The 15,226-nt window shown below is 66.0% G+C and carries 10 protein-coding genes; 6 read left to right on the forward strand and 4 right to left on the reverse strand.

The annotated features are described in order from the left end of the window. Nucleotides 1-153: 153 nt before the first annotated feature. The 3 genes from AEQU_RS00190 to AEQU_RS00205 all read right to left on the reverse strand — a co-directional run bounded on the left by AEQU_RS00190 (nucleotide 154) and on the right by AEQU_RS00205 (nucleotide 3,099). Entirely contained in the window at nucleotides 154-1,386 is a 1,233-nt protein-coding gene (locus AEQU_RS00190) for an aminotransferase-like domain-containing protein (RefSeq protein WP_022738111.1), read from the reverse strand. 314 nt (nucleotides 1,387-1,700) lie between these two features. Continuing rightward, a complete protein-coding gene (locus tag AEQU_RS12715) occupies nucleotides 1,701-2,615 on the reverse strand; it encodes a nitroreductase family protein (protein ID WP_022738118.1) in 915 nt (304 codons plus the stop codon). Nucleotides 2,616-2,682: 67 nt separating this feature from the next. After that, complete coding sequence (locus AEQU_RS00205) at nucleotides 2,683-3,099, reverse strand: hypothetical protein (protein WP_022738122.1); 417 nt, start codon at nucleotides 3,097-3,099, stop codon at nucleotides 2,683-2,685. 599 nt (nucleotides 3,100-3,698) lie between these two features. Between AEQU_RS00205 and AEQU_RS00210 the strand changes: the two genes are divergently transcribed. The 4 genes from AEQU_RS00210 to AEQU_RS00225 all read left to right on the forward strand — a co-directional run bounded on the left by AEQU_RS00210 (nucleotide 3,699) and on the right by AEQU_RS00225 (nucleotide 8,820). After that, nucleotides 3,699-4,526: a ParA family protein gene (locus AEQU_RS00210; protein ID WP_009305540.1), complete on the forward strand. Its 828-nt coding sequence runs from the start codon at nucleotides 3,699-3,701 to the stop codon at nucleotides 4,524-4,526. Further along, nucleotides 4,480-5,418: a ParB/RepB/Spo0J family partition protein gene (locus tag AEQU_RS00215; protein WP_009305539.1), complete on the forward strand. Its 939-nt coding sequence runs from the start codon at nucleotides 4,480-4,482 to the stop codon at nucleotides 5,416-5,418. The genes AEQU_RS00210 and AEQU_RS00215 overlap by 47 nt, the downstream gene beginning before the upstream one ends. 225 nt (nucleotides 5,419-5,643) lie before the next feature. After that, nucleotides 5,644-6,435 carry a class B sortase gene (locus tag AEQU_RS00220; RefSeq protein WP_009305538.1) on the forward strand — a complete coding sequence of 264 codons (792 nt, stop codon included), beginning with the start codon at nucleotides 5,644-5,646 and terminating at the stop codon, nucleotides 6,433-6,435. A gap of 93 nt (nucleotides 6,436-6,528) precedes the next feature. Then, on the forward strand, nucleotides 6,529-8,820 hold the full coding sequence (locus tag AEQU_RS00225) for a SpaA isopeptide-forming pilin-related protein (RefSeq protein ID WP_009305537.1): 2,292 nt from the start codon (nucleotides 6,529-6,531) through the stop codon (nucleotides 8,818-8,820). Between the two features lie 51 nt (nucleotides 8,821-8,871). Here AEQU_RS00225 and AEQU_RS12670 read toward each other — a convergent pair whose 3' ends face one another. Further along, entirely contained in the window at nucleotides 8,872-9,009 is a 138-nt protein-coding gene (locus AEQU_RS12670; protein ID WP_009608915.1) for a hypothetical protein, read from the reverse strand. Nucleotides 9,010-9,940: 931 nt separating this feature from the next. Here AEQU_RS12670 and AEQU_RS13095 point away from each other — a divergent pair. Both AEQU_RS13095 and AEQU_RS00230 read left to right on the forward strand, forming a co-directional pair. After that, nucleotides 9,941-10,285, forward strand: coding sequence for a TnpV protein (locus AEQU_RS13095; RefSeq protein WP_223901146.1), 345 nt, complete (start codon nucleotides 9,941-9,943; stop codon nucleotides 10,283-10,285). 263 nt (nucleotides 10,286-10,548) lie between these two features. Beyond that, nucleotides 10,549-15,153: an N-6 DNA methylase gene (locus AEQU_RS00230; protein WP_367619601.1), complete on the forward strand. Its 4,605-nt coding sequence runs from the start codon at nucleotides 10,549-10,551 to the stop codon at nucleotides 15,151-15,153. The last annotated feature ends 73 nt before the right edge of the window (nucleotides 15,154-15,226 follow it).

The raw sequence follows: 15,226 nt of genomic DNA on the forward strand, positions 1-15,226 counted from the left end.
CTCGGCCTGCCCTCCCAGTCCCCACCGTAGGGGCTGACCTTGGTCAGCCCTTCCGAGCGCGTTTTGCTCACACGACAAAAGAGGGGCGACCAAGGTCGCCCCCTACGGAAGATATGGAAAACGAACAGGGTGCGAGTGCCCCTTCGAAACGGTTTACAGCGCGGCGGCGATGACCTCGCCCAGGCGCTGGATGCCGTCGCGGATGGTCTCCTCGTCGGCGTTGGTGAAGTTCAGGCGCATGGTAGAGCGCGCGCCCGGCTCGGGGTAGAACGGGTCGCCCGGCACGAAGGCCACGTTGCGCTCGAGCGCCTTCGGGAACAGCTCCATGGTGGAAATGCCCTCGGGCAGCGTCGCCCAGAGGAACATGCCGCCCTCGGGTTTGGTGAAGCTCACCTCGGCGGGGAAGAACTCGGCCATGGCGTCGGTCATCGCGCGGGCCTGGGTGCGGTACAGTTCGCGGATCTTCACCAGGTGCTCGTCCAGGTCGTTGTGGCGCAGGTAATCGAGCACCACGAACTGAGCGAACACGTTGGTGTGCAGGTCGGCGGCTTCCTTGGCGGTGTTGAGCGCCTTCAGCAGGTCGTGATCCTTCGTGAGGAGGTACCCCATGCGGAAGCCGGGGGTGACTGTCTTCGAGAACGAACCCATGATCACGCCGTGGGGCAGCGCGGTGCCGCCGATGTAGGGCAGCGAGTCGCCCTCGAAGCGCAGCTCGCCGTAGGGGTCGTCTTCCACTACCACGATGTTGCGGCCGGCCAGCACCTCGCGCACCTGCTCGCGATTCTCGGCGGTGTAGGTGAGGCCCGTGGGATTCTGGAAGTTCGGGATGAGGTAGATCATCTTCGCGCCGGCATCGAGTGCCGCGTTCAGCTCGTCGATGTTCAGGCCCTCTTCGGTCAGTTCCACCTCGCGGAAGACGGGCTGCTGCAGCGCGAACGCCTGAATGGCAGCCAGGTACGTGGGCTTTTCCACGATGACGCCGTCGCCCTTGTCCAGCAGCACCTTGCCGAGCAGGTCGAGCACCTGCTGCGAGCCGGTGGTCACGAGCACGTCCTCTTCGGTGTAGTCGGTGCCGAAGCGGTGGTTGTAGCGCTCGGCGATCCAGGCGCGCAGCTCGGGCACGCCGGCGGTGACGGAGTACTGGAAGGCCTCCGGGCCGCGCTCGGCCACCACGCGCTGCATCGATTCCAGCAGCTTTTCCTGTGGGAAGGAAATGGGGTTCGGCAGGCCGCCGGCGAAGGAGGTCACCGCAGGATCGGACGCGGCGGCCAGAATGGCGCGCACGAACGACGGCGGCGTGTTGGTGATGCCGTCAGACAGAAGCTCGTCGATGGGGAATTCCCCGACGGTCTCGGTGGTTTCGGTCGCGATGGTCTCGTTGGTCATGGTTGTTGCCTCCGCTCGGTTGAAAGCGCTTCGTCGATGGCGTTGCGTTCGTTGACTAATCTGCTCTTCCATTTTTCCACGAACCGGTCCGCGTGCAACCATTATTTCGGCTTACGTGTAGAAGTGCTCCGCTTTGGGCAGCTTCACCGCCGTCCTCGCCGATCACGCCTTCACCGCCCGAGTCAGCGAACGCATGCTCCTTGGCACTTCATAAAGGACAAAGCATGAAGCGGCGACAGAGGCCGTCTTTTGCCATGCAAACGTAATCCCTCGAAGGAGTGGGCTCACTTCCGCCTCGGCATGGGCTTGGGATCCTAGAACGTCTCCCAATGCACCTTCCCCAGCAGCGCTTCGTCGAAGGGGCGGCGCGGGGCTTCGGCTTCGGGCATACCGAGGGAGAGGATGGCCTCCAGCTGGTAAGGGGCCGGCACCTTCAGGAGGTTCGCGACGAACTCGTGGGTCGAGCGCCCGTCGGCCACCTGGCGCAGGCGTCCCTGAATCCAGCAGCTGCCCACGCCGGAGGCCGCCGCCTCCAGCTGCATGTTCGCCATGACGATGGAGCAGTCCTCCACCCAGGTATCGGCGAGCGTCGGGTCGGCCACCACGACGATGGCCGCGTCGGCTCCGGTGAGCATGGCCGCGCCCTGCTCGCGGCATTCGGCCAGATCGTCCAGCATGGCTCGGTCGCGCACGACGATGAGTTCCCACGGCCGCCGCGAGCGCCCCGATGCCGAGCGCAGCCCCGCCTCCAGAATGCGGTCGAGCAGCGCTTGCGGCACCGGCTCGCCGGAATAGCGGCGCAGGCTGCGGCGGCGCGCCATGGCGTCCAGCACGTCCACGCCGGCCTGGGGCGCGAACTCGGCCTTATTCGGCAGAATTTCCAGCCAGCAGCCGTCGGGGTCTTCGATGAAGTACAGCCCCATGGCCTCGTTCACGTGGCAAATGCAGCCCATCTCCTCATGCAATGCGCGGGCCGCTTCGTAGTCGTCGACGGTGAAGGCCAGATGCGAGTCGCGGCCGCCGTTGTCGTAGGGTTCGGTGCGCTCGCGGTTCCAGGTGAGTTCCAATTGGAAGCCCGAGGCGTCGCTGCCCATGAACACGTTGGTCCACGAGCCGTCCTCGGGCCCCATGCGGCGAATCTCGGTCATGCCGAGCGCCTTCTCGTAAAACGCGATCGACTTCTCCAAATCCAGCACATGCAGGCACCGGTGAATAGCTTTCCCGTCCATGCGATTCCTTTCTCAAGTGTTCGCGAAGATATGAGTCCGCTGGCATTTTAGCCTGAGGATTGGCTCTCTACGACTTCGTCGTGAACTGGTTGCGGCACTTCGGGCACGTGATCTTCAGCGTGCCCTTGCCCTTGGGCACCGAAAGCGACTGGCCGCACTGCGGGCACTTCAGGAACTTGGTCGTCTTGCGCTGATCCCACCGCGTGTTGAAACGAGCCCAGGCAGCGCGTGGTTTGGCCGTGAGTGCGATGTAGCGGGCGTTTTCCCGAGCGCGGGCGGTAATGTTGCGCGAGAAGCAGCGGAACATGAAGTACAACAGGAACACCATGCCGATAAGCGAGCAAATGCCCAGGCCGGTGATGATTTCCAGGAACGTGAACAGCACGCCCATCCACAGCGACGCGCGCGCCAGCGCATCCGGCCCGTTGCGCCCCGCCATGAAGTTCGCCAACTTATACGGCAGATTTTGGAAGAAGTTGCTCATGGGTGCCTCCTTGGCTGTTCGACAGGCACCTTATCATGGGCGCAAATGGTTGCATGAAACAATTATTAAACTGGCATAACTGCAACATCTCTTGATATCGTGCTGCTGAGAAGGCTTTATTGCTGGGCCGTCGAAACCCCGTAGGGGCGGACTTTAGTCCGCCCTCGTGTTCCGATAGTGGCTACGTCTGGGGTCGGGGGGGGGTGACCAAAGCCGCCCTTTGCGTCCTCTGCGGGAAGACCGATCAACCATGTCGAAATATGTGTTTCTTCTCGAACGGGAAAAGGTGCGCTATAATTCGCTTCACGCATGCGGGCGTCGCCAAGTGGTAAGGCCCAAGCTTCCCAATCAATTTCACGCCCGATTTTTCAGGAAACTCACAAAACAGACAATCACAAAAAACCAGTTCAAAGGCGTACTTTTCGACACGCCTTTGTTTTTCAATCCGTTCGGGAAACAGGAGAAACGCGCGTTTTTGACGAACTTTTGACGAACGTGCGCATTCTCGACCCCGCCGGACCATGCAACAGGGGCTTCGTTTGTGTTCGTTTCGTGGCCGCATCGTCGCTACCTGCCCTGCGAACCATTGGAGACCGCCTATGAGCAGGTGCAAAGTCGTAGCGATAGCAAATCAGAAAGGCGGCACGGGCAAGACGACCACCGCCGCAAGCCTCGGCGTGGCGCTCGCCATGAGCGGGAAGCGCGTTCTGCTAATAGATGCCGACCCGCAGGGCGACCTCACCGCATCGCTCGGCTGGCGCAATCCCGACGAGCTGGAAACCACGTTGGCGACCCATTTGGAGGCGGTCGCCCGCGACGAGCCGCTGGAACCCGATGCCGGGATATTGAAGCACCCCGAGGGCGTTGACCTGATGCCCGCGAACATCGAGCTGTCGGGCACAGAGGTGGCGCTCGTCACCGCCATGAACCGCGAGCGAACGCTCAAAGCATGGCTCGACGAGGCCAAGCGCGGCTACGACTACGCCCTCATAGACTGCATGCCGTCCCTCGGCATGCTCGCCGTCAACGCGTTGGCCGCCGCCGATTCCGTCATCGTGCCCGTGCAGGCGCAGTATCTTCCCGCGAAGGGCATGACCCAGCTCGTCAAGACGATAGGGCGCGTGAAGCGGCAGATCAACCCACACTTGGAAATCGAGGGCGTGCTGCTGACGCTCGTTGACGGCAGGACGAACCTCGCCAAGCAGATCGAGGCCTCGCTGCGCGAAGGCTACGGGAAGACGCTGCGCGTGTTCGGCGCCACCGTGCCCTTGGCGGTGAGGGCTGCGGAGACGAGCGCCTACGGAAAGAGCATCTTCCAACACGACGCGAAAAGCCCCGTCGCGGCGGCCTACGCGAAGCTGGCGGAGGAGGTGCTCGAAGATGCCCAGAGAAAGCGCGATACCCATCGACCTGCCGTCGCTCGATGACCTGTTCACCACGCAGGCCGAGCGCGACGAGGTGGGCTGCGAGAAAGTGGGGGTCATCCCCCTCTACATGATAGATCCCTTCCCGGACCATCCCTTCCGCGTCGATGACGACGCCTTGCGCGACATGGCCGAGAGCGTTTCCAGATTCGGCGTGCTCGTGCCCGCGCTCGTGAGGCCGAAGGAGAACGGGCGCTACGAGATGGTGAGCGGCCACAGGCGCAAGCGCGCCGCCGAGATGGCGGGGCTGGAGGCCCTTCCCGCCGTGGTTCGGGAGATGACCTACGACGAGGCGGTCATCGCGATGGTGGACGCGAACATCCAGCGCGAGAACGTGTTGCCGAGCGAGAAAGCGTTCGCCTACAAGATGAAAATCGACGCTCTGAGCCGGCAGGGGTACCGCTCCGACTTGACTTGTGCCCCAGTGGGGCACAAGTTGGCCAACGCACGCTCGCGCGACATTGTGGCGGAACAATCGGGGGAGAGCAAAAGCCAAGTACAGCGCTACGTCCGCCTCACGCACCTCAACCCCGATCTGCTCGACATGGTGGACGGCGGGTCGATGGCCATGCGCCCCGCCGTGGAGATCAGCTATCTGTCCGAAAGGGAGCAGGACGACCTGCTCGACGCCATGGGGATGGAGGCGTGCACGCCGTCCCACGCCCAGGCGATCAGGATGCGCAGGCTCTCGGAGCAGGGCGCGCTGTCGCGAGAAGCCATGGCGTCCATCATGGGCGAGCGCAAACCCAACCAGGTGGAACAGTTCCGCATCCCCCGCGAGAAGATAGAGCGTTTCTTCAAGCCCGGCACGAGCAGGGAGGCCGTGGAGGCCCGCATAGTCAAGGCGCTCGAGCTCTTAGAGCGCCACGAGAGGAAGCGCGCCCGCGAGCGCTGAGGCCCACCGACAGGCCAAGGGGGACGTGCGCCCTGATCCAGCATATGTTGCAACCAGGGCGTTTTCCGGGTTTCCCCCTCCCCACACCCCACCCCCTTCCGGGGATTACCAGCCGAAGAAGGGGATGGCAACCAACCTTGCCGGAAATAAAACCTCATACCGGAGAGAAACGAAAACCGAAGGCGGCTCTGCGGGGCCGCCTTCGGTTTTGGAAGGGGGCAGCCAATGAGCGAAGCCGACCACAAGCGACCGAGGCGGAGGGCGGCGGGCTGGCTTCTCGCCGGGATCCTGCTGCTCGCCCTCTGCGGGGCGATGGCCGCCTTCCAGGCATCGACCGCCGGAAGCGCCGCGTCGGTGGTGCCCAACCCCAGGGGGCAGCCGTTCGGAAGCCTGTCAGCGGCAGCGGTTTCCGCAATGGCTTCGAACGAATCGCCCACCGCGGCAGATGCCGAAGGGGTCGATTGGGATTACTGGCGGGTTGTGAACCCCGCGATCGTCGCGTGGGTGAGCGTCGATGGCACCGCCATCGACTACGCCGTCGTGCAGGCGCCGGGCGGCGACCCCGATTACTACCTGAGCCACGACATCTACCGCTCGTGGAACCCCTACGGATGCCCCTACGTGGACGCGGCGTGCGACGGCGTGGGCGGCATGAGCGCGGTGGTGTTCGGTCACAACATGGGCGGCGGATTCGTGGCGATGTTCGCTGACTTCGCGCGCTACTCGGACGAGGCGTTCGCGCGCTCGCATCCGACCATCGAGCTGCAAACTCCCAACGGGGCCATGGAGCTTTCCGTGTCGGCGGTGGACGTGATCGACGGCAGCGAAAACGCCAAGCGGACGGACTTCTCATCCGCCGACGAGATGCGCGCCTGGTACGCGCAACGCTTCGAGGAGTGCGACGTGCGCATATCGAACGACGAAAACGCTTCGCAGCTGTTCACGTTCGTGACCTGCTCGTACACGACCTACGCGAACGAGAGGACGCTCGTGTACGCGCAGCCCGCGGAAAGCTGACGGCCTCAAAGCGAGAGAAGGGAGCACGGAATGTAAGGGCGATCCGAACGTCCGGCACGCAAACGCAGAAAACGACAACGCAAGGAGAAGAACATGAAAGCACAGGCAACCAACGGCCGCGCTGCGGGCAAGATAATCCGCTGCATGCTCGCGGCCCTCCTCGTCGCGGCGGCGGTGTTCGCGGGGCTTCCTTCGCGCAGCCAAGCGGCATACGCGGCAGACGGCTCGCTCAGCGACGCCACTTGGGAGGAAGTGAAAGGCGGCATAGAAGACCTGATGGGCACGCCCTACGTCTGGGGAGGCAAAGGCACCTCGGGCTGGGATTGCTCGGGGTTCGTCGGCTGGGTCATCGCCAACGTCTACGGGCTGAGCTGGCCCGGCGGAAGCCCCGGCAACTGCGGAACGGACGCCATCGCGGCGTTCTGCGCCGCGCACGAGACGTTCCGCGGCTCGTCGGCGGATGACTACAACGCCGCGTTCGCGGCGGGAACCGTGAAGCCGGGCGACGTCATCGTGTTCTCCAACGCGTCGGGTGCCACCGTGCACTGCGCCATCGCGGGCGAAGGCGCAACGGTCTATCACGCATGGAGCGAACACTTCGGCACCTGCAACGTGCGATTCGACTACATGTGGGGCATCGACGGCGGGCACGGCAAGACCTACGCCAGCTTCGCCGTGTACAGGGGGCTGTCCGAGGGCGGCTTCGTCACGCTCGACAAGACGAGCGCCGATGCGTCGGTGACGGCCGGCAACGGCGAGTACACGCTCGCCGGCGCGGTCTACGGCGTCTACCAGGGCGGAAGCCTCGTGGCGCAGTTCACCACCGACGAGAGCGGCCACGGGCAGACCTCCGAGAAGCTGCCCAACGGCGACTACGTCGTGCGCGAGATCAGCGCGCCAGCGGGCTACGCGCTTTCCCAGGAGGAGTTCCACGTGACGGTCGCCGGCGGCAACGTTCACGTGAACGCGCAAGACGCCCCCGTCACGGTGAATCTCACGCTCATCAAGAAAGACGCCGAAACCTTGCTGCCCGAGCCACAGGGAGCCGCATCTCTCGACGGCGCGGAGTACGAGGCCACCTACCTTCACGGCGGCGAATACGTGACCGCGAAGGGCGTCGTGGAGAACTCGAAGCTGGCTTTCGAGGGCATCCCCCTCGGCACCGTGACCATCAAGGAGACGAAAGCGCCCGCCGGCTACCTGCCCGACCCCGAGGCCCACGAGATAACCGTCACAGCGGACATGGCGGGCAGCGAATCGCCCGTTTTCGAACACGAGGTGGCCGACGAGCTCACTGAGCAGGTCATCCGAGGCGACTTGAAACTCGTGAAGGTCGGCGAGGGCGACCAAGGCCGCATGGCCGGCGTGCCGTTCCTCGTCACCAGCGCCACCACTGGAGAAAGCCACACCATCGTCACCGACGCCAACGGCTGCGCATCCACCGCCGCGTCGTGGAACCCCCACACCGCCGACACCAACGGCGGCACGGCGGAGTCCGGCGTGTGGTTCGGCGGCGGGGAGCCCGACGACGCCTTGGGCGCGCTGCCGTATGACGCCTACATCGTGGAAGAGCAGCCCTGCGAGGCGAACGCCGACCGGGAACTCATCCCCGCGTTCGAGGTGAGCGTGTACCGAGACGGCGCGACCATCGACCTCGGGACGCTGGTGAACTCGGACAAGCCGCACGTCTCCATCTCCAAAGCCGACATCGTGACGGGCGAGGAGCTTCCGGGCGCCACGCTCCAAGTGACCGACGCCGAAGGCAACGTGGTGGACGAATGGGTGTCCGGGGAAGAGCCGCACGAGATCGTGCTCGACGAGGGCTCCTACACCCTGCGCGAGGAGATCGCCCCCGAGGGCTACCTGGTCGCAAACAGCGTGGATTTCGAGGTGGTGTCCGGCCAGGTTTCCCAGAAGGTGACCATGGAGGACGACTTCACCAAGGTCGATGCCGAGAAGGTGGACGCGGAAACGGGCGCGCCGCTTTCCGGGGCGGCCATGCAGGTGCTCGACGCCGAGGGCGCCGTGGTGGAGGAGTGGGTTTCCGCCGAAGAGCCCCACCGCATAGAGAAGCTCGCGCCGGGAACGTACACCTTGCACGAGGAAAGCGCGCCCGAGGGCTATGAGCTGGCGGAGGACGTTGAATTCGAGGTCGAGGCCACGGGCGACGTTCAGACAGTGACCATGGAGGACGAGGCGACCCCTGCGCCCGCAGTCGAAGGGGGCGAGCCCTTCGACAAGACCGGCGTGAACCTCGCGCCCTTGGCCGCCGTCTCGGCCGCCATCGCGGCGGCCGGCTTCGGATGCCTTGCCGTCGCTATGAAGCGGTGCCGCGAGAAGGACGCCGAAGAACTCGGCGAGCGCGAAATCCCCGAGATCCGATGAGAACGCGCGCGGCGGGCGGGCGGCCCGCGAGGGCCATTCGCCACCTGCCGGCTAGCGGTAGATGGAATACCCGGAGGTCGCGCTGTCGAGAGCCGAGAAAACGCCGAAAACGACGAGGCAAACGTAGGCGGCAGCCGCCAGAGCGAAAACGGCGGCCACCAGCCTGAGCAGGGCGAGCAGCTTCCTCATGAAAAACTCCCGTCTATTGGAGGATTTGGCCGATTCTAACCAAGGGGCCCGCGGGAAATCACGCCTGCGAGCGAACCTACGAAGCTTCCGAGGAGGTGACGCGTGGCGAGCACGTACCGGACCATTGAAGAACTCTACCGAACGACCCTCGTCGCTTTGAGCGAAAGCCCCGAGGCGTGGAAGGCGTTCCTCGAATCGGCGGGCCGCAACTACAAGCTGCCCTTCCCGGAGCAGGCGCTCGTCCACGCGCAGCGCCCGGACGCCAAGGCGGTGTTGGAATTGGAGCGCTGGGATGCCCTGTTCGGCCGGCGGGTGAAGCGCGGATCAGTCGGAATCGCCGTGTTCGGAGCCCCGGGAACGGGGCGGTTGCGCTACTACTTCGACGTGTCGGACACGGCGCCCGGGCGCGCCGCCCGCCCGCTGCCGCTTTGGGCTGGCGGCCCGGAGCAGGAGGCGGCCATCGTCGGCGCCCTCCATGAATCCTTCGGGGCTGATGCCAGGAAAGGCACCATCGAGGCCATCGCCGAGGCGGCGAGCGCCGCCGTACGCGAAAACGCGGAATCGGCCGTCGCGGCCATCGGGGAAGCGCGCGGCGGAAGCGGCCTGGAACGCCTCGAAGCCCCCGAGGCCGGGGATCTGCTTCTGGAGCTCGCGGCGGCATCTGCCGCCTACGAGGCGGCGTCGCGCTGCGGCATCGAAGGCGGCGCGCTCATCACGCCGCGCGCGGCGGACGCCCTGCCGATGTTCGGCACGGTCCGGGCGATGAACGCGCTCGGCTGCCGCACGGCAAGCGCCGCCGCAGCCGTCCTGCGCACGATAGCCCCCGCGATGCGGGAAAGAGCCCCGGAAGCATCCCATCGCACGTTTGCGCCCTTGGCCGCCGCCGTCCATAATCCGGCAAAAGAGCCCGATGAAAGGAGAGGCGATGGAGATGGCGTACAGGGAGGGCGGTGGTCTTCTGCTGCCGACCCTGGCAACGGAAGAGGAAGCGGCGGCGAACCTGGGGCCGTTCGCGCTGATGAGGGACGAATACCTGAGATCGAGCAAGCCCGAGCTGCGGGCGGACCTGCTGGCGCAGGGGGCGCTGGCGAGGCACCTGGCCGAGACGGAAGCCCTCGCGGAGGCGATGGCGGACGACCTGGCGGCCCGCGTGGCGAAGAGCAGGGGGTTGGACGAAGCGGCGAAGGTGGCGGATCCGGCAGCGTGGGCGGCGAAGATGGCCGAGGCGGCGGCAGCGGCCCGCGAAGCGGCGGCGATGAAGGTCGTGTACGCCTAGAAAAGCAGCGCGGCCAAGAGAAAACCAAGACAAGCCGAAGGGAGGCGGGCGACAAGCCCGCCTCCCGCCGTTCCGAGGCAAAGCCGCCCGAACGGGGCCAGCTGGCTTTCTCGTTCGACGATGGGGCAAATGAGTATCCCGAACAGCTCGCCACCCCGCTCGGGCGGCTGCGCGGCAACATCGCGGCCATCGAAGCGCTCGTCGCCGTCGAGGGGGAAGGCCGCCCGCCCGACGCCGCAGAGCGCGAAGCGCTCGCGCGCTACGTGGGCTGGGGCGGCCTCGCCGACGCGTTCGACGAGGAATCGGGGAAATGGGCGCACGAGAAGGCCCGGCTGCGCCAGCTGCTCTCCGACGGGGAGTACGCGGCGGCGCGCGCCTCCACGCTCACGGCGTTCTACACCCCGCAGGAGATCGCGCGCCCCATATGGGAGGCCATCCGGGGCATGGGGCTTTCGGGCGGCAGGGTGCTGGAGCCGTCATGCGGCACGGGCGCGTTCTTCGCCGCCATGCCGGAGGCGCTTGCGGGCTGCCGCCTCGTCGGCGTGGAGCTCGACGGCCTGACCGCGCGCATCGCCCGCGCCCTCCATCCGTCCGCGGAGATCATCCACGGCGGCTTCGAGCACGCAGACCTCGACGACGAATCGTTCGACGTCGCGGTGGGAAACGTGCCCTTCGGCAGCTACCAGGTCGACGATCCCCGCCATCGGGACGAGGGGCTGCTCGTGCACGATTGGTTCTTCGCGAGGGCGCTCGACTTGGTGAGGCCGGGAGGCATCGTGGCTTTCGTCACGTCCAAAGGCACGCTCGACAAGAAGAATCCCGCCGCCCGCAGAAGGATCGCCGAGCGCGCCGAGCTCGTGGGAGCGGTCCGCCTGCCCAACACGGCCTTCTCGCCGCATGCCGAAGTCACGGCGGACGTGGTCATCCTCCAGAAGCGCGAGCGCGCCGAGGTCTGCGAGCCCGAATGGGCGCACACCGAGCGCGTCGAGGCGGGCATCGACGTGAACTCCTACTTCGCATCCCACCCCGACATGGTGCTCGGCGAGCTCGCCGCGACGACGAACGCCTACGGGCGGGCGGACTCCGAATGCAGGCCGAAGCCCGGCACCGACTTGGAAGAAGCGCTGCGCGAAGCCCTCGGCAAGATGACCGCCCGCATCCCCGAATGGGATGCGCCCGAAAGCGAGCCCGGCGACGCCATCCCCGCAGACCCGGACGTGCGCGACTGGTCCTACGCCGAATCTGGCGGCGCCCTCTACTTCCGCATGGGTCCCCTCATGCACCGGCAGAATCCCTCGAAGGCGGCCGCTGAGCGAATCGGGGGAATGATCCCCCTACGGGATTGCGCCCGACGGCTCATAACGCTCGAAAAGGACGGCGCGCCCGATGCGGAGGTGGAGGCTGAGCGCGCAAGGCTCAACGCGCTCTACGACGCCTACGCGGCGAAGCACGGCATCCTGAACTCGCGCGCGAACGCCGCCGCGCTCAAGCAGGATTCCTCCTACCCGCTGCTGTGCGCATTGGAGATCCTCGACGGCGAGGGGAACTTCGAGCGCAAGGCGGACATGTTCTCCAAGCGCACGATACGGCCCAACGCGCCCGTGACGCACGCCGACGACCCCCAGGCGGCGCTGGCTGCCTCGCTGTCTGAACGCGGACGGGTCGATCTGCCCTACATGGCGAGGTTGACCGGAATGGGGGAAAACGAACTGGCCGAAGCGCTGAAAGGCGCCATATTCCGCGTTCCCACGGCGACCGGAGAGCAGCCCGTCTGGCAGCCCGCCGACGAATACCTCTCCGGCAACGTGCGGGCGAAGCTGCGCATCGCCGAGCTGACGGCCGCGTCCGACCCCTCGTACATTCCCAATATCGAGGCGCTGCGCTGCGCCCAGCCGCCCGATTTGGGGGCGGCCGAGATAAGCGTGCGCCTCGGAGCGACGTGGATCCCCGCCGACGACGTGCGTGAGTTCGTGCTCCACCTGCTCGACCCGCCCTACTGGGTCCGCGAACAGGTGGCCGTGAGGTATTCCGCCGCCACGGCGCAGTGGCGCATCGAGGGCAAGGGCCGCGACGGCTCGAACGTGCGCGCGCTGTCGACCTACGGCACGCGCCGCATGAGCGCCTACCACATCATCGAGGAGACGCTCAACCTCAAGGACGCGCGCGTGGTCGATTACGTCGAGGACGAAAACGGCAAGAAGAAACCCGTCCTCAACAAGAAGGAGACGGCGGTGGCGCTCGCCAAGCAGGAGGCCATCAAGGCGGCCTTCAAGGAGTGGGTGTTCTCAGACCAGGCGCGCAGGGAGAGGCTGGTCGCCGCCTACAACGAGCGGTTCAACGCCATCCGCCCGCGCGAGTTCGACGGCTCGCACCTGGCGTTTCCCGGCATGAACCCCGAGATAGAGCTGAGGCCGCACCAGAGAAACGCCGTCGCCCGCATCCTCTACGGGAAAAACGCGCTTCTCGCCCACGAGGTGGGAGCGGGCAAGACATTCACCATGGCGGCGGCCGCCATGGAATTGCGGCGCATAGGGCTTTGCTCCAAGCCCCTGTTCGTCGTGCCGAACCACCTCACGGGGCAGTGGGCGTCGGAATGGCTGAGGCTCTACCCCGCCGCCAATTTGCTGGTGGCCACCAAGCGCGACTTCGAGCGGCGCAACCGCAGGCGCTTCTGCGCCCGCATCGCCTCGGGGGACTGGGACGGCGTGATCATGGGGCACACCCAGTTCGAGAAGATACCCGTATCGGTGGAGCGTCAGCGAGCGTTCATAGAGAGCCAGATCGCCGAGCTCTCCGACGGCATAGCCGAGATCAAGGCGCAGCACGGCGAACGGTTCAGCGTGAAGCAGATGGAGATCACGAAGAAGCGCCTGAACGTGAGACTCGCCAAGTTCGCTGACCAAACCGACAAGGACGACGTGCTCACGTTCGAGGAGCTCGGCGTCGACCGGATCTTCGTGGACGAGGCCCACTACTACAAGAACCTGTTCTTCCACACCAAGATGCGAAACGTCAGCGGCATCGCCCAGAGCGAGGCCATGAAGTCTTCCGACCTGTTCATGAAGTGCCGCATCCTCGACGAGCAGACCGGCGGACGCGGCACGGTGTTCGCCACGGGCACGCCGGTGTCCAACTCGATGGCGGAGCTCTACACCATGCAGCGCTACCTGCAATACGGCGAGCTGGAGCGCTTGGGGTTTTCCCACTTCGACTGCTGGGCGTCCACGTTCGGCGAGACAGTGACGGCATTGGAGCTGGCCCCCGAAGGCACGGGCTATCGGCAGAAAACGCGCTTCTCGCGCTTCTATAACCTACCCGAGCTCATGTCCATGTTCAAACAGGTCGCCGACGTGCAGACGGCGGACACGCTGGCGCTTCCCACGCCCAAGGTGCATCTGCGCAACGTGGCGGTGCAGCCCTCCCCCGTCCAGCGCGAGCTGGTGGCGGGGCTCGCCGAGCGCGCCGAGGCGGTGAGGGCGGGCAGTGTGCCCGCCGAGAAGGACAACATGCTCCTCATCACCAACGACGGCCGCAAGATAGCCCTCGACCAACGCCTCGCCGACCCCGCGCTGCCCGACTTCGAGGGCAGCAAGGTGAACGCTTGCTGCGAGAACGTGCTGCGCATATGGCGCGACGGCGCCGAGGAAAGGCTCACCCAGCTCGTGTTCTGCGACCTCTCCACCCCGAAGGGCGACGGGTCCTTCAACGTGTACGACGATCTGCGCCGCAAGCTCGTGGCGCGCGGCGTGCCCGAGGGCGAGGTGGCGTTCATCCACGACACCGACACCGAGGCGAAGAAGCTCGCCCTCTTCGGGAAGGTGAACGCCGGAGCCGTGCGCATCCTCATGGGGTCCACGCAGAAGATGGGCGCGGGCACCAACGTGCAGCGCAGGCTCGCCGCCATCCACGACCTCGACTGCCCGTGGCGCCCCGCCGACCTCCAGCAGCGCCTCGGGCGCATCGAGCGCCAGGGCAACATGAATGCCGAGGTGGAGGCGTACCGCTACGTCACCGAAGGCACCTTCGACGCGTACCTCTACCAGCTCGTAGAGGGAAAGCAGCGATTCATAGCGCAGGTCATGACCTCGAAGTCGCCCGTTCGCACAGCCGCCGACGTTGACGAGGCGGCGCTTTCCTACGCCGAGCTCAAAGCGCTCGCCACGGGAAACCCGCTCGTCAAGGAGCGCATGGGCCTCGATGTCGAGGTGTCCCGCCTGCGGATGCTGAAGGCCGACCACCTAGCGCAGAAGTACGCGCTGGAGGACAAGGCCGCCAAGGACTACCCGCAGCGCATGGCGTCGCTGTCGGCGCGCCTCGAATCGCTGGAGGCCGATGTCGCGAAGGCAAGGGCGAACCCGCCGCCGACGAAGGAGGCATTTTCGATGGAAGTGCGCGGCACCGCCTTCCGGGAGCGTGCGGCGGCAGGCGAGGCGGTGCTCGCGGCGCGCGGCGAGATGACCGAGACGGGGGCCATGCCGCTCGGGTCGTACCGGGGGTTCTCCCTGGAGTTGACGTTCGACCGCATGAGCGCGGCGTTCGAGATGCGCATCGTCGGCGAAGCCGAGCACAAATGCGAGCTGGGCGGTGATGCGGCAGGCGCCGTGACGAGGCTGGACAACGCCATCGCCAAGATGGGCGCGGAGGCTGACGAGTGCCGCGCGCGCCTCGAAGAAGCCCGCAGGCAGATGGAGGCTGCGCGCACCGAGGCCACCAAACCTTTTCCCCACGAAGGCGAGCTGAAAGAGAAGTCCGCCCGCCTCGCGGAGCTCGACGCCCTGCTCGACGTGGGAAAAAGCGGCCCCGAGCAGCTGTGCGACGACGGTCATGAGCCGGAACGTGCCGAAAAGAAAAAGGAGTTCGAACGGTGAGGGCGCACACCGCGCCGCGCGAGATGCGCCTCATCGCCGGCAAACCGGAATCGGTCGATGGAGCGCCTTGGCG

Origin of the sequence: Adlercreutzia equolifaciens DSM 19450, from assembly GCF_000478885.1 — a bacterium.
GTDB lineage: Bacteria > Actinomycetota > Coriobacteriia > Coriobacteriales > Eggerthellaceae > Adlercreutzia > Adlercreutzia equolifaciens.

What these genes read in the sequence shown, in the direction of transcription:
- AEQU_RS00190 (WP_022738111.1), bottom strand. Translation starts at nt 1,386, where the DNA reads ATGACCAACGAGACCATCGCGACCGAAACCACCGAGACCGTCGGGGAA.
- AEQU_RS12715 (WP_022738118.1), bottom strand. Translation starts at nt 2,615, where the DNA reads ATGGACGGGAAAGCTATTCACCGGTGCCTGCATGTGCTGGATTTGGAG.
- AEQU_RS00205 (WP_022738122.1), bottom strand. Translation starts at nt 3,099, where the DNA reads ATGAGCAACTTCTTCCAAAATCTGCCGTATAAGTTGGCGAACTTCATG.
- AEQU_RS00210 (WP_009305540.1), top strand. Translation starts at nt 3,699, where the DNA reads ATGAGCAGGTGCAAAGTCGTAGCGATAGCAAATCAGAAAGGCGGCACG.
- AEQU_RS00215 (WP_009305539.1), top strand. Translation starts at nt 4,480, where the DNA reads ATGCCCAGAGAAAGCGCGATACCCATCGACCTGCCGTCGCTCGATGAC.
- AEQU_RS00220 (WP_009305538.1), top strand. Translation starts at nt 5,644, where the DNA reads ATGAGCGAAGCCGACCACAAGCGACCGAGGCGGAGGGCGGCGGGCTGG.
- AEQU_RS00225 (WP_009305537.1), top strand. Translation starts at nt 6,529, where the DNA reads ATGAAAGCACAGGCAACCAACGGCCGCGCTGCGGGCAAGATAATCCGC.
- AEQU_RS12670 (WP_009608915.1), bottom strand. Translation starts at nt 9,009, where the DNA reads ATGAGGAAGCTGCTCGCCCTGCTCAGGCTGGTGGCCGCCGTTTTCGCT.
- AEQU_RS13095 (WP_223901146.1), top strand. Translation starts at nt 9,941, where the DNA reads ATGGCGTACAGGGAGGGCGGTGGTCTTCTGCTGCCGACCCTGGCAACG.